Raw genomic sequence first — 19,360 nt, forward strand, 5'->3', positions numbered from 1 at the left:
TTTTATTTTTTTCCAGCAATAGGCAATTTAGATCTGCCTTTACGAGTTTTAGCATTAGTATGGGTTCTTTGTCCCCTCACAGGCAAACCTTTTCTATGCCTTAATCCTCTATAGCAACCGATTTCCATTAAAGATTTTATATCCATAGCTACTTTTTTTCTGAGCTCACCCTCTATGACATATTTTTGCCTAATAAAACTACTAATTTTCTCTATATCTTCATCTTGTAATTCTAAAACACGCTTACGCTCATCAATTTTACAGCTACGACAAATTATATTCGCAGTAGTAATACCTATACCATGTATATAAGTTAATGCAAAAGGAACACACTTCTTCACTGGAATATTTATGCCTGCAATACGTGCCACTGATACCTCGATACTTTATTAAAAATAACTCTTAATTTATACCATAAAACAACTTATAGTCAAATCAAATTACAAGAAATTTTACTTTCAATCTCTTGCATTACTCTATCAACACTCAAATTAGCGTTAATTGTTAACAACTTGTCCTTATAATACTCGCGCAAACCCTCTATCTGAGAATGATATTCTCTTATCCTCTTATTAATTGCAAGCATATTAGCATCATCAATTCTCTTCTCCAATCTCGTACTTTTACATTTAGCACAAGTAGTATTCTTAAAAGAAGATATACTATATATACTTTTACAATCCAAACAAGTAAGACGATCTTTTAATCTATCAATTGCAATATTATCGTCAAGCTGCAACTCAATTACAAGATCAACATCCCTATTGCATCTTTTTTGCAAAACTTGAGTTAAAAAATGAGCTTGATTTAAATTTCTTGGAAAACCATCTAACAAAAAATCACCATCTATTAATGCAAGCTGGTCACACAATAATTTACATATAACTTCATCTTGAATTAAATTACCAGATTCAACAGTATCCTTTATTCCTTTACCTAATTTACTCCCACTAGATATAATATTCCTTAATAAATCTCCTACTGAAACTAATTTAAAATTATACTTTGCTATTAACAAACTGGACTGAGTACCCTTACCAGAGCCAGGAGGACCAAAAATTGTAATAATCACTTTAGCTTCCTTGTTTTAGACTCATATTTCTTTATCCAACTATCGTACCTATTTGAAAAAACATAAGATTGTACTTGCATAATAGTATCAGTAATAACGTTAACTATAATCAGCAAGCTCGTCCCACCAAAAATAAATGGTATATCATAATGATACCTCATAATTTCAGGTATAGTACATATTACCACCAAATACGCAGACCCAATAAATGTTAATTTAAAAACTATATCTTGAAGATAATCAGAAGTATGTTTTCCAGGCCCTCTACCAGGAATAAAACCACCATTTTTCCTAAGAAAATCAGCATTTTCCTCTGGATTAAATATAAAATTGGTATAGAAAAAATTAAAAAGTACTATGAGTATTAAGTAAGTTATAATGTACATCACTTTATTTTCCATAAAGTAGTTTAAAATAAAATCAGCAATGGCATGACCCTTATAGAAATTTGCAATTGAAATAGGCGTTAATAAAATTGCGTTAGCAAAAATAGTTGGTATTACACCAGATAAATTGATCTTCAATGGAATGTAAGTAAAATCATCATTATGTAATTTTTTAAACTGTTTTTTGGGATATTGAACAATTACCTTTCTATAAGAAGATTCTGTAAAAATGACTAAAAGGAGCAGTAAAAAAAACAATGCTATAACAAAAAGGGTAATGAAAAACGACATACTACCATTTTTATTTAATGTTAGCAGAGATGATAAAGCATTATGTAATTCAGATGTTATGCCAGTAAAAATGATTAATGAGATACCATTGCCTATACCGCTCACACTGATCCGCTCACCAAGCCATATTAAAAATATAGTTCCACCTAAAAGGCTAAAGACACCTATAGTACGAAACATAATACCAGGTTCAACTACAACTAATACCCCTTCTATATTCATTCTTTCTAACCCTATTAAGATCGTAATTGATTGAAAGATACAAAACACTATAGTCATATAGCGTATATAAGAGTTCATCTTTCGACGTCCCAACTCTCCGTCATTTTTAATTTCATTGATTCCTTTAACGGCAGAAGATAATAATTGCATAACTATGGATGCAACTATGTATGGCATAACGTTTAACGCCAAGATCGTCATTCTAGCTAAAGCGCCACCAGAAAATAAATTAAATACTCCAAAAACACCAGAACTCTCTTTTGGAAATATATCATTGATTATATCAAGATTAATTCCAGGAATAGGAACATAAGTGCCTAAACGATAACAAACTAAAGCCATTAGAGTAAAAAATATACGCTTTAGTAAATCACTTTTATATAACAGCGTAGAATCCAAACTATTAAATGCAAATTTACTGTTCATGATTTACGATAGTATTTCTACACTACCACCAACTGAAGCTACAGATCTTTTTGCAGCTTCTGATGCAAAATCAACATGAAACACAAATTTTTCGCTTAATTTACCCTTATTAAGAAGTTTGATTTTACTTTTAACAGATCTGATAAAACCTAACTTATGCAGTAGCTCCTTATCTATGATAGAATCCTTGACTATTTTTTTAGCTTCCATTAAGCACTGTACATCCCCAACATTAAATATAGAGTATAAGTTTTTGCGTATAGGCTTAAAACCTCTTTTAGGTAAACGAGTATATATAGACTGCTGTCCACCTTCAAAACCATTTATAGAAACGCCACTTCTCGCTTTCTGCCCTTTATGCCCCCTACCGGATGTTTTACCTTTACCACAACCAATACCTCTACCTAATAATTTAGGCTTCTTTTTCTTAGATAATTTGGTAAATATAGAATTTAATTTTACAGCATCATTCATAGTTTACCTATTTCCAACTATCTCACTAATCTTTTTACCCCTCTTACCTGCCACTTGGCGAGGAGATAACATAACATCAAAAGCCTTAAATACTGCACATATAATATTATGAGGATCATTTGATCTAGTAGACTTAGCTACCACATCCTTTATACCTAATACCTCAAAAACCGACCTCATTGCTCCACCAGCAATAATACCTGTTCCAGCTCTTGCAGCTCTTAAAACTATCTCACCAGAACAGAATTTAGCTTTAATATCATGATGTAAAGTTCTACCTTCACGTAAGTACACCCTAATCATCGACTTCTTTGCAGCATTTAAAGCTTTCACTCTTGCTTCAGCAACCTCTGCGTGTTTACCTATTCCACATCCTACCCTACCCTTACCATCACCAACAACAACCAAAGTTGAAAATGAAAATCTTCTACCACCTTTAGTAACCGTTGTTACCCTTCGGACTGAAACCAAAAGTTCTGATAAATCATTATTATTTTGTAAATTCTTTACAGCCATACTTCAAACCTTCTAAAATTCAAATCCAGAGCTTCTTAAAGCTTCAGCAAATTGAGAAATCAATCCTGTATACTTATATGCCCCCCGATCAAAGACGAACCGCTGCTGCAATTTTGTACTAGGGAGACGCTCAATCAATAAAGAAGAAACCTGTTTTATAGTTTCAGCATTAACCCTACCTTTACATACATTCCTAATTTTATCATCCAAAGTAGAAGCAGAAGCTAGGGTTGTTCCTTTTGCATCGTTAATCAACTGAACATAGAAATGTTTATTAGACTTAAATATGGATATACGTAAACGCCCAGCGCTCTTATCGAGCTTCGCTCTATTACGAAGTTTCCTTTTTTCATAGCTACTTAAAAAATTATACAATCTTTTCATTTTAATTACTTCTTTTTATTTACAACCTTACGCAGCATAAATTTGCCTTTTATTACAATACCCTTACCTTTATAAGGATCATATTTTCTAATTTTGCATATATCAGAAGCCACCATATAGACTTTTTGCTTATCCATACCGCGAATCACTAAATGAGTTGGCTTTATACACTTAATCTCAACGTCTTTAGGCACTTTATACTTAATATTATGACTATAACCAAGATATAAAGTCAAATACTTATCATCACATTCTGCTTTATACCCCACACCATTGATCTCAAGATCAACAGAAAAATCATTAACCATACCGTTAATCATGTTATTAATATTACTTCTATAAGTGCCCCATATAGATTTTATTTTATCATAATCATCCCTGCCTTGATCAACAGAAAGTAACAATTGGTTATCAACTATCTGACACAGAATGCCACTACACAAGTTCAGCTCTTTTTCTGCCCTAACACTTCTTATTAATACCCTACCATTATTATATTCAACTGAAAGATCAGCAGGAATATTGATAGGTGCGGCACCTATACGAGACATACATTTCTCCTATCATTTAAAATACACGACACAAAACTTCTCCACCAACTTTTAATCTACGTGCATTATAATCGGTCATCACTCCTTTCGGTGTAGATATAATAAAAATTCCAAGACCATTATACGCTTTAGAAATGTCCTTACACTTAGAATAATAACGACAACCGGGCTTTGATACCCTAGCTATATCATTAATCACAGGTGATTTATCATAATACTTCAACTGCACAACAAGGGAAGGGATACTATCACTCTCTTGCTTTTCATAATTAAGAATATACCCTTCCTCTTTTAAGATCTTCAATATAGAAGAATTCACTTTAGAGAATAGGACTCTTGTTTCCCTATGCATTGCCAATTGAGCATTACGTATTCTTGTTAAAAAATCACCAATACCATCAGATAACGACACTATTACACTCCTTATATCACATTTACCAACTAGATTTTGTAACCCCTGGAACTTGTCCAAAAGAACACAAATCACGTAAAACAATCCTACATAAACCAAATTTTCTATATACTCCTCTCGGCCTACCAGTTAAAGCGCATCTATTCCTAATTCTGATTTTAGAAGAATCTCTAGGCAATTTTTTAATCAGCTTACTTTGAGCTGCAAACCTTTTTGCAATAGATAAATCCTTATTATTCATTATAGATTTTAATTCTTCCCTTCTCTCCCTATATTGATCGCATAACTTTATTCTACGAAGATTCTTCTGTATCATGGATTTTTTTGCCATATATATTTTCTCTCAATTATCAAAAAAAGGGAATTTAAGAGCCAGTAATAATTCCTTTGCTTCCTTATCACTAACTGCACTTGTTATAATATTAATATCCATACCTCTAATTTTACTTATTTTATCATAGTCTATTTCTAAAAATGATATATGCTCCTTGATACCAAAGGAAAAATTACCATGACCATCAAATTGCTTCACACTAAACCCTCTAAAATCTTTTTCCCTTGGCAAAGCAATATATATTAATCTTTCTAAGAATTCATACATTTTGTTTCTACGCAAAGTCACTTTACAACCTACAGTTGCACCTTTTCTAATTTTGAAACCAGAAATAGATTTTTTTGCAAAGGTTAACACAGGCTTTTGCCCAGCAATCGAATGTAGATTATCAAATGGCTCATTTATCGCTTTATTGTCCGTAGCAGCATCTCCAACGCCCATATTGATACACACCTTGACAAGTTTAGGCACTTGCATTACATTGCTGTAATTAAACTTATCCTTTAAGGATTTTACTATATTATCTTTATACAATTGTTTAAACATATCAACCTAATCTATCACTTCTCCAGAAACTTTTGCAAAACGCACTTTTCTACCATCTATAATCTTAAATCCTACTTTAGTTGGAGTTTTATACTTAGGATCCAATATTGCAACATTGGATACATCAATAGCTAACTCTTTATTGAATATACCACCACCACTACCAGCTCTTGGTTTAGTATGTCTCTTACACACATTTACGCCAGAAACAACTACTTTCTTTTTAGCATTACGTATTATAACTTTGATTACCTTACCAATTTTTTTCTTATCTTTACCAGTTAAAACTATAATATCATCACCACTTTTTATTTTAGCACTCATTATAAAACCTCATCAGCTAATGACATTATTTTCATAAAAGAACCAGATAACAACTTTTTTACTGGACCAAACACCCGAGTGCCAAGTGGTTCACCTTGATCATTAATTAAAACCACAGCATTGCTAGAAAAACGAATTACAGAACCATCAGATTTCTTAACACTATTTTTTACTCTAACAACAACTGCTTTATATACTTTTCCTTTTTCAACTTTACCTTTTGGATTAATAGACTTAGTAGATATAATAATCGTATCACCTACAGATGCAGATTTCCTACCACCTAACAAGCCAATACAAAGCACTGCACGCGCACCAGAATTATCAGCTACTTCTAACAATGTATTTTTTTGAATCATATAAATACCTATTCCTTTTTAGCTATTGATAACAACCCATTTTTTAGTAACAGAAATAGGCTTATGTTCCTGTATTAAAACCCTATCTCCCTTTTTGCAACTATTATTCTCATCATGTGCTGTATACTTCTTGTATTTTTTAATAACTTTTTTATACAGCCTATCCTTATACACTTGTAACACCGAAACCTTTACAGTCTTATCAGACTCAGCATTAGTTACGACACCACAAAAAACCTTCTTAGGCATTTTTTCCCTCTCTCTTTCTTCTATTTAATACAGTTAGACTACGAGCTATGCTCTTTCTTATTAAGCTAAAACGCGAAAAATTGTTGCACTGGCCCAGCTTTTTTTGAAAAGCCAAATTAACAAATTCTTTCCTCAAACTCACAAGAAGTTCATGTAATCCTTGTGAAGATTCTGATTCAAATTTAACTATATCCATTGCAACTCCATTCAATTATGATTAGATATAAATTTACACTTCATAGGAAGCTTAGCAGTCGCTTTTTCAAGCGCCAATCTTGCTAAATGCATGGGAACATCACTACTAATTTCAAACAAAATCCTACCGGGCTTAGCTTTAAATACCCAAAATTCAACACTACCTTTCCCTTTACCCATACGTACATCTGCTGGCTTTTTACTAACCGGAGTATCAGGAAAAATTCTTATCCATACTTTACCAGAGCGTTTTAACGTTCTAGATATTACGCGCCTTGCAGTTTCAATATGCTTGGACTGAACCTTACCTACTTCCATAGCTTTTAATCCATAATCTCCAAAAGACAGCGTGCTACCACCCTTAGCATTACCCTTTATTCTCCCCTTAAATACCTTTTTATATTTACTCTTTTTGGGAACAAACATCTCAATATACCTTAACTACCAACATAAACCCAAACTTTAACTCCTATAATACCACATATAGTCTTCGCTTCACAAAAAGCATAATCTATATTAGCACGCAAAGTGTGTAAAGGCAAACGACCTTCTTTGTACCATTCAGTACGAGCTATTTCAGCTCCGCCAAGACGCCCAGAGCAACTTACTTTAATACCCTCAGCACCCATCTTCAAACAATTTTGAATAGCTTTTTTCATCGCTCTTCTACATGAAATCCTTTTTTCTAGCTGATGTGTAATATTCCTTGATATTAAAACTGCATCTATTTCAGACTTTTTAACTCCTACTACATTCACTTCGACACTACTTTCTACTTTTTTAGCTATTTTTTGCTTTATCTTCTCAACATCCAAACCTTTCTTACCTATTATAACTCCAGGCTTAGAAGAATGTATTATTACAGACACTAAAGTAACTGTACGCTCTACAGTTACTTTAGAAATACCAGCATGCTTAAAGGATTCATTTATATAACTGCGAATAAATAGATCTTGATGCAATTTCTGTTTATAATCGTCCGTAGCACACCAAACAGAATCCCAGGTATTACTATTTATTTGCAATCTAAATACTTTAGGATTAACCTTCTGTCCCATATTTTTACACTTTCCTTATTAATTTTCCATTTCTATAAATCATACAATTTCTTTCAATTTTATAGTTATATTACTATAAAATTTGCTCATTCTATTAGCCCTACCCATAGCTTTTGGATATACTCTACGCAAAGTAAGTGACTTACCTATTAAAATTTCCTTTATATATAAATTATCAACGTTCAATCCATAATTATTTTGAGCATTAGCAATTGCAGAATTCAACACCTTCATTATAAAACCGGCAGCCTTTTTTTCACAAAATCTTAATTGTACATTAGCAAAAGAAACTTTTTTATTACGCACTAAATCAGCAACCAAATTTAATTTGCGAGGAGTTGATCTTAAAACCTTAGAACCAGCCTCAACTATTATATCCCTATTTTTCATATCAATTGCCTACCTTCTTGTTGCCTTTTTATCACCACCATGCCCAGTAAATTTACGAGTAGGTGAAAATTCACCGAATTTATGACCTATCATATTCTGATTATCAACACTAACAGGAATGTAATCTTTACCATTATAAACAGCAAATTTTAAACCCAAACAATTAGGAAGAATTACAGAAGCCCTGGAATGAATTTTTATCACCTTATTAATAGAACCCTCTTTTAAAGCTCTCTGAACTAATCTTAGTACAGATGGGTGTAAAAAAGGTGGTTTCCATACAGATCTACTCATAAATTAACCTTTCAATTTTTTTATATACTTATCACTAGATTTATTTTTTTTCCTAGTTTTTTTTCCTTTTGTTGCAACACCCCAAGGAGTAACAGGATGACGACCGCCAGAAGTTTTTCCCTCTCCACCTCCATGAGGATGGTCAACCGGATTCATTGCAACTCCACGTACAGCAGGTCTAATCCCAAGCCACCTACTTCTCCCAGCTTTACCCAACTTTCTATTCTTATGGTCAGGGTTAGATACTACACCAATAGTAGCCTTGCAAGAAGATAAAATCAACCTAATTTGACCAGACCTGAGTCGTAATAAAACATATTGGCCATCACGACCAACGATTTGTGCATAACAACCAGCAGCTCTAGCAATCGCAGCACCATTACCTGGCTTCAGCTCAACATTATGAACGAAAGAACCAACAGGTATATGCTTGAGTAGTAAACAATTCCCTGGCAAAATATCAGCATCATCTCCAGCTGTCACAACATCACCAGGCTTCATACCTTGAGGAGCTAATATATAAGATTTAGTATCATCTTCCTTATATGATATTAATGCTAAAAACCCACTTCTATTTGGATCATACTCTATTTTCTCAACTATACCCTGATCACTTCTATTACGTTTAAAATCTATAACTCTATACTTCTTCTTGTGACCACCACCCCTGTGACGAGTTGTAATTCTACCATGATTATTTCTTCCACCACTGGATTTCTTGCCAAATACAAGAGACTTCTCCGGCTTATCTTTTGATAAACCAATTTTACTTATTAATATAGTCCCACGAGAAGACGGAGTAACAGGATTAAAAAATTTCATACCCATATTAAACGCTCATTATATCTAATTTTTGACCATCCATCAAAGAAAAATAAACCTTTTTTCTCTGTTTTTTACAACCAACCACACCCCTGAAACGTCTATATTTAGGTTTAACTCTAATAACATTTATAGAAGAAATTCTGACATTAAATAAAGACTCTATTGCCGATTTTATTTGACGCTTATTTACATTTACAAAAACATACAAAGAGTATTTATTAAACTTCTCTCTTAAAAGAGAAGCCTTTTCTGTGATTACAGGAGATTTTATTATATTATTATATTTAATCATAACAATCTACCTTCAAGATGCTTTAAAGTGTCTTTTGTTAACATCACGCATTCATGATTCAATATATCAAAAACATTTAACCCAATAGGTTTGATTAAATCTACATAATGCAAATTTTTAGCAGCACGTAACAAATCATCTCCATAATCACCAACTATTAAAAAAGAAGAAAATTTAAAATTTTTAATATATTCACACATTTTAGATGTTTTCTTCACATCAACATTTAAACTATCAAGAACAACAACTTGATTATTTAAATATTTTAGAGATAAAGCAATTTTCAAACCAAATTTACGTACTTTTTTATTAAGAGAATAAGCATGACTCCTCACAACAGGACCAAAAATAATTCCACCACCTCTAAACTGAGGAGATCGCAAGCTCCCCTGTCTCGCCCTACCGGTACGTTTTTGACCATACGGCTTAGCTGTTGTACCAGAAACATCACTGATACCCTTTGTTTTATGAGCACCAACTCTTCTCTTTGCTAATTGCCATCTCACTATATCATGCAAAATACTCAATTTTTGCTTGGCAGAAAATATCAAGGGATTAAGCTCAACACTACCTACATTATTATTAGATAGATCAACTAATTCACATTCCATAACTAACTCACCAAATTATTAGCATCATCACTCATATTCAACAGCAGACCTGCTGGAAAAGGAACATCTTTATGTAAAGGCTTTTTAACTGCATCTCTCACAAAAACATAAGAGTTTTTAAACCCAGGAACATTATTACCCTTCACAGCAATTATGCTATTTTCATAATCAATGGATAATATTTTCATATTCTGTACAGTCACTCTGCTATTACCTAAATGACCAGCCATTTTCTTCCCCTTGAATACTCTACCAGGATCTTGACATTGACCAGTAGAACCTTGTGATCTATGAGCAATAGAAACGCCATGAGATGCCCTAAGCCCACTGAAGTTATGCCGCTTCATCACACCAGCAAACCCTTTGCCTAAAGAATAACCCGTAATGTCAAGATATTGACCAACTACAAAATGATTAACCCCCACCTTTTTACCACATTCTATTCCGAATAGATCAGTTAATCTACTTTCGTATAATTTACATTTACTATTTATACCCTTTTTCTTTAAATATTCCAACTGAGGTTTTGCTATTTTTTTTAAATCCCCTGTGCCTAAAATGACTGAATTGTAGCCACATTTATCTTGTCCTTTTATATCGATAATATAAGTTTCGCTGAGATGCAATAAGGTTACAGCCATGCGACTATTATCAAAATACATAGCAGTATGGCCAACATTGGTCATTAACAAACCAATTCTCCTAAGCGAATTTATTCTCTTCATTTCCTTTTCCTAAATATTGACTTCCTTAACCTTTAAATCCACTTCTACACCAGCAGAAAAAGATAAATCTGCAAGCATCTTCATCATAGTAGAAGTAGGATTATGTACAATAATTAACCGCTTAGAAATTCTCATTTCAAATTGCTCACGAGATTTTTTATCAACATGAGGAGACCTATTAACAGTAAATTTAGAATCTTTTCTTGGCAACGCAATCGGACCAGATAAATCTGCATTAAACTGCTTTAATTGATCAATAAACTCGCGAATACACTTTTCCAACAAAGAACAATCGAAAGCTTTGATTCTAATATATATATCTTGCTTCATCTTAGTTATTATACTCATTCTAAAATTTCCGAAACAACGCCAGAACCAACAGTTCTACCACCTTCTCTTATCGCAAAACGTAATCCTTTATCCATTGCTATTGGTACTTGCAACTCCACTTCTATACTTACATTGTCCCCTGGCATTACCATCTCCTTTCCATCTAGCAATTTTATGCTCCCAGTTACATCCGTTGTCCTTAAATAAAACTGTGGCTGATAATTTCCAAAAAATGGTGTATGCCTTCCTCCTTCTTCTTTCTTCAATATATACACCTCCGCATTAAATTTCTTATGCGGGGTTATTGTCCCTGGTTTTGCCAATACTTGCCCTCTCTCCACTTCTTCTCTCTTTGTTCCTCTTAGTAGTATTCCTACATTGAGTCCTGCACTTCCCTTATCTAGCAACTTCTTAAACATCTCAACACCAGTACATATCGTCTTTTGCGTCGCTTTCAGACCTATTATCTCTATCTCATCCCCTGTCTTTATCTCCCCCTTCTCTATTCTTCCTGTTACTACCGTACCTCGGCCCGATATTGAAAATACATCTTCTATTGGCAACAAAAACGGCAAATCTATAGGCCTTGGAGGTACTGCCACATACTCATCTAACTTCTCCATCAATTTATCTATTGATTTCTTTCCATACTCACTACTATCATCCTCTAATGCTTTTAACGCAGACCCAACTATCATAGGCACTTCATCACCTGGAAATCCATACTTACTCAGCAACTCTCTCACTTCCATCTCTACCAAATCTATCATATCAGCATCAGCAACATCAGCTTTATTTATATATACCACGATATATCCAACACCCACCTGTTTTGCCAGCAATATATGCTCTCTCGTTTGTGGCATCGGCCCATCAACCCCTGACACTACCAATATCGCTGCATCCATCTGTGCTGCACCTACTATCATATTCTTTACATAATCAGCATGTCCAGGGCAATCAACGTGTGCATAGTGTCTCTTTTCTGTTTGATATTCAACATGCGCTGTTGCTATTGTTATACCTCTCTTTCTTTCTTCTGGCGCTTTATCTATTTGATCATATGCTACAAAATTACCATAATGCTTTGTTATCGCCGCTGTTAACGTTGTCTTCCCATGATCCACATGTCCTATCGTTCCCACGTTTACATGCGGCTTTCCAAATGCTTCTACTATCGCTGTCATAATTTTAACTCTTCTACCTAAAATACAAATACATCAACAAATAATATGTTGATTTTATATAAATACAACAAAAAAAAGAGCGGATAGTGGGAATCGAACCCACGTCACTAGCTTGGAAGGCTAGAGCTCTACCATTGAGCTATACCCGCACAATGGAGGAGGTAGGATTCGAACCTACGTACGCAATGCGGACAGATTTACAGTCTGTTACCTTTAACCACTCGGTCACTCCTCCACAAAAATCTGTTAAGAGAACACTACCTTAACTTAAGTTTTATTATTCCTAATATTAAACATCCAAATCCAAAAGATCAAGTAATAAAAGCTAATCTAACTGATTTCAGTTAGATTTTACTTTTATATAACAAAATATTGTCAATAAAACGCCCAAATAAGTAATGTGAATCATGTGTACCTGGCGCTTCTTCTGGATGGTATTGAGTAGAAAAGACTGGGTAATCCTTCATCATTATCCCCTCTACACTATTATCAAATAGAGAAATATGAGTAACTTCAACGTTACTTGGAAGAGAAGCTGAATCAACAACAAAACCATGATTTTGGCTAGTTATCTCAACTTTTTTACTCTCCAGATCATAAACTGGATGATTACTCCCTCGATGACCAATATCCATCTTGACAGTCTTTGCTCCCAAAGTAACTGCAAGTAATTGATGGCCCAGGCATATGCCAAAAACTGGTATTTTAGATTTCACAATAATTTCTATTTCTGAAGTTACACTCTCTCCTATCTCTTGTGGATCACCAGGGCCATTTGAAAGCACTATACCATCTGGATTCATGCTTAATATTTTGTGAGCAAAACCTGTATCTGGTTTGACTAATTCAACCGTACAATCAAGTTCTACTAAGCGTGAGATTATACTATTTTTTACACCGAAATCAACAATTACAACCCTATATTTTGCATTAAGAACGCTTTGAAAGTTATTACTTAAACTGACTTTCTTAGTTATTTCTATTCCATTTACAGATTTGTATTTCTTCAATTCATCTAATATATGTACCTCACTTGACGGACATATCATTCCATTTTGAGATCCATGTTTTCTCAAATATCTCGTCAAAGCTCTAGTATCAATTCCCGATATCCCAACTACATTATTTTTCTCCAACCAATCATTTAAACTAATATATGAAGAAGAGTGAGACATAGGAGAAAGTTCACGCATAACCACACCACTTGCAAAAACTTTTTCTCCTTCATTATCTTTGTGATTTATTCCAACATTACCAATATGAGGAAAAGTGAACGCTATTATTTGATCAGCAAAAGAAGGATCTGTTATAGTATGCTGATAACCTGTCATACCAGTGGTAAAACAAACTTCACCTATACATTTGCCTCTTTTACCTACCGATTTTCCCAAAAAGTACTTGCCATCTTGTAAAACTAAAGCTGCATCCTGCATTTAATTCTCTCAACTCATTTAAAATATTATATAAGAATTTTAAATTACAAGTAAGCAAATACTAAATTTCCCTTTAAGTTTATATAAAATTCAAAATTATAAGTAGCTTTCTTTTTTTATTATTTAGGAAAATTATAGCAAACTTAACTTGTGTGAATAGGCAATAGTCATTACATTCATACTTCATGTTATATAAATTCACATGGATAGAAAAACTTGTCTCATTACAGGAGCATCATCTGGCATTGGAGAAAGTCTAGCACGGTTGCTCATTAAAGATCGATGGTTTGTGGTTGGCATTGCAAGGCGCACTGAAAAACTGGAAAAATTAAAAGAAGAATTAGGTAGTAATTTTTTACCTATAACATGTGATGTAAGCAAAAGTGAAAATATTAAAAACTCGTCTGATTTTTTAAAAAAGCAAAATATTATACCAAATCTCTTTTTTCTTAATGCAGGATGTGGCGAAATAGAAGATAAGTTTCATACCAACATTCATAGAAAAACATTTGAAACCAATTATTTTGGAGTTATCAACTGGATTGAAGAATGGATTCATCATAATTCCTTGGCAACTTTTGCGGTTATATCTTCTCTTGTTGCTATGCATGCAACACCACATGCTTCTGCATACTGTGCCAGCAAAGCAGCACTAAAAAGTTGTTTTCAATCACTAAAAATCCAATATTCTAACAGTAGCACAAAGTTTATCACCATAATGCCAGGGCCAGTAAAAACAGATATGTTTAAGTCTAATAAACCACTTCCCTTCATATGGGAGCCAGAAAAAGCTGCAGCATATATTTTAAAAAGTATATTTAAAGGAAAGAAAGTTATAGCGTTTCCAATTTTCTGGCGGTTATTTTTTCATATTTTACAAATTCTTCCCACTAAAATGACTGCAAGAATCTTACGATAATCACCAAATCTACCATCTTGTAAAGCTAAAGCTCTTCAAAACTCAATCGCAAGCTTCTCCACACAAAAACATCTTGACTATCGCATGTTTCATATTATATGAATAAACTGTTAATGAAAGTGGAGGGTTGCAATGCCTAATAATACAGATCAGTCTAAAAAAATAAATGAGAAATGGTTATTTATAGGAGGTGCTTCACTGTTTCTTGTAATAATGCTACCATCAATTTTTCTCTTAGCAAAAATAGCTATGATGTTTGTTATAATCTCAACTACAGCAATAGCAATAAAAATTGCCTCAAAAGCAATATCAAACGTTTTAGAGGATAAAGAGAATCAATCAACACAAAATAAAATTATAAACCTAGCTATTGGAGCAGTGTCCATACTTGCAGGTGGGATATCATTACTTATTACAGCAAAAGTTGGTTTCATCGCAATATGTTCAACTATAGCTATTTTAGCTCTGTATGAATATATTAAAGATGAAAAAATAGGTAAGGATATAAATGATAAATTCGATGAAATAGCTAATAATACAACTGAGTTTTGCGTCAACAGCATTGAAAAACTTATTCCATCACAAAGTTGTGAAGTGTAATCTTTTGTTTATAAATTTTTAGATGCATGGCTAACGTATAAACACTGAAATCAGCACTTCCTTTCTTGTTATCCTAGTAATGGCTTCCATCATCAAAAATGTTGTATTACTTTTATACTCGCAAATCTAACTGGATTCCAGTGCTGGAATGACATTACCTTGAATGGAAATCGGTGCGTGATGTACATCTGTATAGAGATTAAATATGTCATTCAGTTTGTTATCATTCTAGTACTGCCATTCTATAGGTAACAGCTGTACCTGGAGCTCCTCTCTTGTCATTCCAGCACTGGAATCCAGAAAACTTAATTTCAAACCAGTACTTTCCCTCTTTTCATCCCAATTTCCAAAATGTTACTCCAGTACTGAAATCCAGCTTTTTTATAACTATCGAAAACACTGTATTACTTTACAAATTTAACTAGATATAATTACTGGCATGGCACGTTCGTAAAATTACGATAAAAAATTACTTGACAAACTCTAATAGTTTTGTTACCATGCACAGTTAAGGTGTTCTAGAGCTCGGAATCTATCTTCGTCTGCAGACTTTTCAATTCAATTAATCTATAATCTTCAGTTAAAATATATTTTTGCTATACTTCGGTCGTAGCTGTATACATTTTTCTCAATCTTTTTTATTAGTGGAGGACTATCATGTTTAAAACACTGAATTACGCATATCATTGACCTACATGTCTTTAAAGGACAGATGGTACCTATGTCCTTTTTATATAAATTATTGTGTTTTTATGTCTTTTTTAGCAATGTCATTTATTGTTTTACGCCCCAGTCTTTTTCAAATATTGCGAGCCCTTGATCAGTAAGTGGATGATTAATTAACTGTCTAAGTATTTTTGCTGGCACAGTAATTGAATGAGCACCAAGCCGTGCAGCTTCTATTACATGTGCTGGACTTCTTACTGATGCAACAAGAACTTTTGTCTTAAAATTATAATTAGAATATATAGTGCATATATCTTCTATTAGCGATAAGCCATCATAGCTTATATCATCAAGGCGACCAACAAAGGGAGAAATAAAACAAGCACCGGCCTTAGCGGCAAACAGTGCTTGTCCAGGAGAAAAACATAATGTGATATTAGCAGGTATTTTATGTTCTGTCCACAACTTTTTACAAGAAATTAATCCTTCATGTGTAAGGGGTAACTTTACTACGATATTACTAGCGATTTTCGCTAACTTAAGGCCTTCCTTAACCATATCTTCATGGCTATCTGCAACAACTTCAACACTAACAGGTCCTTTTATAATAGAACATATTTCGCTTACTAAATCTTCGTACTTATCTTTATGTCCAGATTTTGCTATTAAAGAAGGATTAGTTGTTATACCATCAATGAACTCTTTTAGCTCCTTAATTTCATTCAAATCAACACTATCAAGAAAAATTTCCATATTATTGTCCTATTAAAAACCTATTTTTACAAAATATTGTCATCTTTGAAAAGTATTAAATAAAATCGGATTTTTAACTCAACTCAATTTTCAGTCCGTTAGGAAAGAAAATATTGCACTGAGACACAGTATAGCGCTTTCCTTAATTGGTTGCATTTTATTAACAAAATTAGCATAACCAATTTCTGAAGTTTACTAGCTTTACGTTCAATAGAAATTCTTGCATAGCCTAAAACTTAGTGCTACTATTAGTATAGTAACACAAATAGATAGTGGGGAACAATAAACAAAATGACTAAGATCTAGTTTAACGCTCGCAATTAAATTCAACTAAAAAGGTTAATACAAAAGGAGTTAATCACTCCCAAAGTAAATATATTATCAAAACAATAGTAATAGGGGGTATACTATGTCAACAAATTTCCTGACATTGAAAAACATATTAGCAGAACTGAAAAGAAAAAATAGCATTACTGTTTTAGAAGAATACTATCAGGACAAATGGGAGATTTATGACTTGCTCATGGATTTGACAAATGATGAAAATTTTAAGCAAGCATATATAGATCTATCTTTCAACAAGAGCTTTAAAAAAAACTTTATAGAATTAGCAAATCAGGCAAAAAAAGCTGTAAGTAAGTATTTTAGAGACAAAGACATAGACCTTCGAGCTTTTTATGTAGAAACTAACAATTCTGATAAAGTGTTAAACATTAATCTTATTAATTACAATAGAAGTGAGCCAATAAGAATTAGTGATATCTTACAGCAAGAAAGGGATATTAGCACATTGAATATTTATTGCAATAAAAAGCATGACATATACGCTTACCGAAAAGGTAAGGAAAGACATTATGAATTTAAAGAGGGTGCATATTATGAAATGACAAGCACTTGGCCTGTGCAGGACAAGGATGGGAAAACTTTTACCTGTACTATGGTTATGAATGTAAGTAATTCTGGTATAACTAAAGTACTACAGTTTAATGGTAAAGATTTTGAATCGCCACCTGAGGAGTTTTGGGAATTAATAAGACAAAATGAGGAATTATATATTCAAGACCTCTCTCTACATGATGCTGTAAAAGCATTATTGAAAAAGAACAAAAATGCTAACATTGCACCGGCTGTTAGTAATCTGCAAAATAACGAACATATCGTAATCAATCAAGACGAAAAGATGAAAGATCTTGAAAATGATGCTAAAAGCAATCCTATTCTTTCTTTCACTAGCAACAATGTATCAGAGGTTAATCCACAGCAGATTGCAACTCAGGCAATTGCAACTCAAACAGAAGTTAATTCACAGCACACTGAAACTCAAACAGAGGTCTCTGTGCAACACGTTAAGACTCAAACAGGAATTGGCTCTCAAGAAACTGAAACTCAGACAGAAGTTAATTTGCAAGAAGCTGCAGCGCAAACAGAAGTTAACTCACAACAACTAGATCAAAAGCTTACAAAAGCTGAACAAGAAATTAGAGAATTAAATGAGCAGAGGAACGAATTACGATATAGGTTCGACAAGGCTGAACAAGAACTTGAAGAGTTAGAAAAGCACAATAGTGACTTACAGAATGAACTTGGAGAAGAAAAGCAAGAAATTAGAGAGTTAAATCAGCAGAGAAACAACTTACAATGTAGACTCGAAGATGCTGAGCAAAAATTTGAAGAGTTAAAAAAGCATAATAGTGATTTACAGAATAAACTTGGAGAAGAAAAGCAAAAAAATGCAAAATTACAAACTGAACTGACACAAAAAGATGAAAAACTAGCAAATATGTCAACAGAGCTGCAAGAAAGAGCGCAAGAACTTGAAGGTGCATATGAAGAAAAGAAAGACCTGAAGAAAAAGCTGGAAGTTGCCAATGTAAAAAATAAGAAACTGGAAGATACATTGCAGATAGAGAGCGAGCAAGCAGAACGTATAATGATCGAAGAGAATGAGCGCTTAACGAATTTAAAATATAGGCTCGACAAGGCTGAGCAAGAATTTGAAAAGCATAATAGTGATTTACAGAATGAACTTGGAGAGGAAAAGCAAAAAAATGCAAAATTGCAAGCTGAACTGACACAAAAAAATGAAAAGCTAGCAAATATGTCAACAGAGCTGGAAGAAAGAGCGCAAAAACTTGAGAGTGTGTATGAAGAAGAAAAAGAAGATCTAAAGAAGAGGCTGGAAGTTGCTAATGCAGAAAAAGAAGAGTTGACAAGTGAGGTAAGAAAATTGCAAGAGGAATTAGACCAGCTGTTAAGTAATTGCATAATAAAGCAAAAAAAATCAGAACAGGAACTCATGGAGGCTAAGCAAGAAATTGAAGAATTAGAGAAGTGGTGCGACCTGAAAGTCTTCGGTCATATTGTTTAAAAGGAGAGGAATTCCTCCAGAAAGAAACTGAAAGGATTCTAAAACTTATTAAACCAGATGTTTTGCCATCTGAGTCTACGCATCAGTGCGAATCGGGCAACCGGTTGGTGCCAAGCGATGCGGACAATGAACCTCCTCTTGAAAAAGAAGATGCTCAATCGTGAGAGG

General features: G+C 33.4%; 28 protein-coding genes, 2 tRNA genes and 1 pseudogene. 3 read left to right on the forward strand and 28 right to left on the reverse strand.

The window, feature by feature from the left end; translation table 11 throughout:
• Positions 1-2 precede the first annotated feature (2 nt).
• The 27 genes from rpsM to carA all read right to left on the reverse strand — a co-directional run bounded on the left by rpsM (position 3) and on the right by carA (position 13,886).
• Positions 3-371, reverse strand: coding sequence for a 30S ribosomal protein S13 (gene rpsM / locus AAGE00_RS06075; protein WP_213863924.1), 369 nt, complete (start codon positions 369-371; stop codon positions 3-5).
• A gap of 59 nt (positions 372-430) precedes the next feature.
• Positions 431-1,072 carry an adenylate kinase family protein gene (locus AAGE00_RS06080; RefSeq protein WP_052265056.1) on the reverse strand — a complete coding sequence of 214 codons (642 nt, stop codon included), beginning with the start codon at positions 1,070-1,072 and terminating at the stop codon, positions 431-433.
• A complete protein-coding gene (secY, locus tag AAGE00_RS06085) occupies positions 1,069-2,397 on the reverse strand; it encodes a preprotein translocase subunit SecY (RefSeq protein ID WP_213863923.1) in 1,329 nt (442 codons plus the stop codon). The genes AAGE00_RS06080 and secY overlap by 4 nt, the downstream gene beginning before the upstream one ends.
• Positions 2,398-2,400: 3 nt before the next feature.
• Positions 2,401-2,871 carry a 50S ribosomal protein L15 gene (gene rplO / locus AAGE00_RS06090; protein WP_019236927.1) on the reverse strand — a complete coding sequence of 157 codons (471 nt, stop codon included), beginning with the start codon at positions 2,869-2,871 and terminating at the stop codon, positions 2,401-2,403.
• A gap of 3 nt (positions 2,872-2,874) precedes the next feature.
• Positions 2,875-3,387, reverse strand: coding sequence for a 30S ribosomal protein S5 (rpsE, locus tag AAGE00_RS06095; RefSeq protein WP_007302549.1), 513 nt, complete (start codon positions 3,385-3,387; stop codon positions 2,875-2,877).
• A gap of 12 nt (positions 3,388-3,399) precedes the next feature.
• Complete coding sequence (rplR, locus tag AAGE00_RS06100; RefSeq protein ID WP_213863922.1) at positions 3,400-3,771, reverse strand: 50S ribosomal protein L18; 372 nt, start codon at positions 3,769-3,771, stop codon at positions 3,400-3,402.
• Between the two features lie 5 nt (positions 3,772-3,776).
• On the reverse strand, positions 3,777-4,322 hold the full coding sequence (gene rplF / locus AAGE00_RS06105; protein WP_007302547.1) for a 50S ribosomal protein L6: 546 nt from the start codon (positions 4,320-4,322) through the stop codon (positions 3,777-3,779).
• 16 nt (positions 4,323-4,338) lie between these two features.
• The gene (gene rpsH, locus AAGE00_RS06110) at positions 4,339-4,734 is read right to left on the reverse strand and encodes a 30S ribosomal protein S8 (protein ID WP_007302546.1); all 396 of its coding nucleotides are present in this window, start codon (positions 4,732-4,734) and stop codon (positions 4,339-4,341) included.
• 22 nt (positions 4,735-4,756) lie between these two features.
• Positions 4,757-5,065, reverse strand: a complete 309-nt coding sequence (rpsN, locus tag AAGE00_RS06115) for a 30S ribosomal protein S14 (RefSeq protein WP_007302545.1) — start codon at positions 5,063-5,065, stop codon at positions 4,757-4,759.
• Positions 5,066-5,077: 12 nt separating this feature from the next.
• A complete protein-coding gene (gene rplE, locus AAGE00_RS06120) occupies positions 5,078-5,614 on the reverse strand; it encodes a 50S ribosomal protein L5 (RefSeq protein WP_007302544.1) in 537 nt (178 codons plus the stop codon).
• A 6-nt stretch (positions 5,615-5,620) separates the two neighbouring features.
• Positions 5,621-5,938, reverse strand: coding sequence for a 50S ribosomal protein L24 (gene rplX, locus AAGE00_RS06125; protein ID WP_007302543.1), 318 nt, complete (start codon positions 5,936-5,938; stop codon positions 5,621-5,623).
• Entirely contained in the window at positions 5,938-6,297 is a 360-nt protein-coding gene (gene rplN, locus AAGE00_RS06130) for a 50S ribosomal protein L14 (RefSeq protein WP_007302542.1), read from the reverse strand. The genes rplX and rplN overlap by 1 nt, the downstream gene beginning before the upstream one ends.
• 18 nt (positions 6,298-6,315) lie before the next feature.
• A complete protein-coding gene (gene rpsQ / locus AAGE00_RS06135) occupies positions 6,316-6,546 on the reverse strand; it encodes a 30S ribosomal protein S17 (RefSeq protein ID WP_010404696.1) in 231 nt (76 codons plus the stop codon).
• Positions 6,539-6,742, reverse strand: coding sequence for a 50S ribosomal protein L29 (rpmC, locus tag AAGE00_RS06140; protein WP_038198186.1), 204 nt, complete (start codon positions 6,740-6,742; stop codon positions 6,539-6,541). Before rpmC ends, rpsQ begins: the two co-directional genes overlap by 8 nt.
• Positions 6,743-6,753: 11 nt before the next feature.
• Positions 6,754-7,167 carry a 50S ribosomal protein L16 gene (gene rplP, locus AAGE00_RS06145; protein ID WP_019236922.1) on the reverse strand — a complete coding sequence of 138 codons (414 nt, stop codon included), beginning with the start codon at positions 7,165-7,167 and terminating at the stop codon, positions 6,754-6,756.
• Positions 7,168-7,178: 11 nt separating this feature from the next.
• A complete protein-coding gene (rpsC, locus tag AAGE00_RS06150; protein WP_019236921.1) occupies positions 7,179-7,799 on the reverse strand; it encodes a 30S ribosomal protein S3 in 621 nt (206 codons plus the stop codon).
• A gap of 39 nt (positions 7,800-7,838) precedes the next feature.
• On the reverse strand, positions 7,839-8,189 hold the full coding sequence (gene rplV / locus AAGE00_RS06155) for a 50S ribosomal protein L22 (protein ID WP_007302537.1): 351 nt from the start codon (positions 8,187-8,189) through the stop codon (positions 7,839-7,841).
• 9 nt (positions 8,190-8,198) lie between these two features.
• Entirely contained in the window at positions 8,199-8,483 is a 285-nt protein-coding gene (gene rpsS, locus AAGE00_RS06160; protein ID WP_010404687.1) for a 30S ribosomal protein S19, read from the reverse strand.
• A 3-nt stretch (positions 8,484-8,486) separates the two neighbouring features.
• Positions 8,487-9,311, reverse strand: a complete 825-nt coding sequence (rplB, locus tag AAGE00_RS06165; protein ID WP_052265061.1) for a 50S ribosomal protein L2 — start codon at positions 9,309-9,311, stop codon at positions 8,487-8,489.
• Between the two features lies 1 nt (position 9,312).
• Complete coding sequence (locus AAGE00_RS06170; protein WP_007302534.1) at positions 9,313-9,600, reverse strand: 50S ribosomal protein L23; 288 nt, start codon at positions 9,598-9,600, stop codon at positions 9,313-9,315.
• Positions 9,597-10,211, reverse strand: coding sequence for a 50S ribosomal protein L4 (gene rplD / locus AAGE00_RS06175; RefSeq protein ID WP_007302533.1), 615 nt, complete (start codon positions 10,209-10,211; stop codon positions 9,597-9,599). Before rplD ends, AAGE00_RS06170 begins: the two co-directional genes overlap by 4 nt.
• 2 nt (positions 10,212-10,213) lie before the next feature.
• Positions 10,214-10,936 (reverse strand): 50S ribosomal protein L3, encoded by a 723-nt coding sequence (gene rplC, locus AAGE00_RS06180; protein WP_029237662.1) that lies wholly within the window; start codon positions 10,934-10,936, stop codon positions 10,214-10,216.
• A gap of 9 nt (positions 10,937-10,945) precedes the next feature.
• The gene (gene rpsJ, locus AAGE00_RS06185) at positions 10,946-11,266 is read right to left on the reverse strand and encodes a 30S ribosomal protein S10 (RefSeq protein WP_012482004.1); all 321 of its coding nucleotides are present in this window, start codon (positions 11,264-11,266) and stop codon (positions 10,946-10,948) included.
• Between the two features lie 14 nt (positions 11,267-11,280).
• Complete coding sequence (gene tuf / locus AAGE00_RS06190) at positions 11,281-12,453, reverse strand: elongation factor Tu (protein ID WP_007301992.1); 1,173 nt, start codon at positions 12,451-12,453, stop codon at positions 11,281-11,283.
• Between the two features lie 78 nt (positions 12,454-12,531).
• Positions 12,532-12,602, reverse strand: a tRNA-Gly gene (locus AAGE00_RS06195).
• Between the two features lie 4 nt (positions 12,603-12,606).
• Positions 12,607-12,688: transfer RNA gene (locus AAGE00_RS06200), tRNA-Tyr, on the reverse strand.
• A 109-nt stretch (positions 12,689-12,797) separates the two neighbouring features.
• Positions 12,798-13,886: a glutamine-hydrolyzing carbamoyl-phosphate synthase small subunit gene (carA, locus tag AAGE00_RS06205; protein WP_052265062.1), complete on the reverse strand. Its 1,089-nt coding sequence runs from the start codon at positions 13,884-13,886 to the stop codon at positions 12,798-12,800.
• A 202-nt stretch (positions 13,887-14,088) separates the two neighbouring features.
• Here carA and AAGE00_RS06210 point away from each other — a divergent pair, with 202 nt between their 5' ends.
• Together AAGE00_RS06210 and AAGE00_RS06215 are read left to right on the forward strand one after the other, a co-directional pair.
• On the forward strand, positions 14,089-14,805 hold the full coding sequence (locus AAGE00_RS06210) for an SDR family NAD(P)-dependent oxidoreductase (protein ID WP_007302529.1): 717 nt from the start codon (positions 14,089-14,091) through the stop codon (positions 14,803-14,805).
• A gap of 132 nt (positions 14,806-14,937) precedes the next feature.
• The gene (locus AAGE00_RS06215; protein WP_010407187.1) at positions 14,938-15,405 is read left to right on the forward strand and encodes a hypothetical protein; all 468 of its coding nucleotides are present in this window, start codon (positions 14,938-14,940) and stop codon (positions 15,403-15,405) included.
• A 774-nt stretch (positions 15,406-16,179) separates the two neighbouring features.
• Here AAGE00_RS06215 and fsa read toward each other — a convergent pair.
• Positions 16,180-16,824, reverse strand: a complete 645-nt coding sequence (fsa, locus tag AAGE00_RS06220; RefSeq protein ID WP_007302527.1) for a fructose-6-phosphate aldolase — start codon at positions 16,822-16,824, stop codon at positions 16,180-16,182.
• Between the two features lie 409 nt (positions 16,825-17,233).
• On the opposite strand from fsa, the pseudogene AAGE00_RS06225 reads away from it, so the two are divergent.
• A pseudogene (locus AAGE00_RS06225) lies at positions 17,234-19,156 on the forward strand (hypothetical protein); the annotation flags it as partial.
• Between the last annotated feature and the right edge of the window lie 204 nt (positions 19,157-19,360).

Source organism: Wolbachia endosymbiont (group B) of Aricia artaxerxes (genome assembly GCF_964026975.1).
Classification (GTDB): Bacteria; Pseudomonadota; Alphaproteobacteria; order Rickettsiales; family Anaplasmataceae; genus Wolbachia.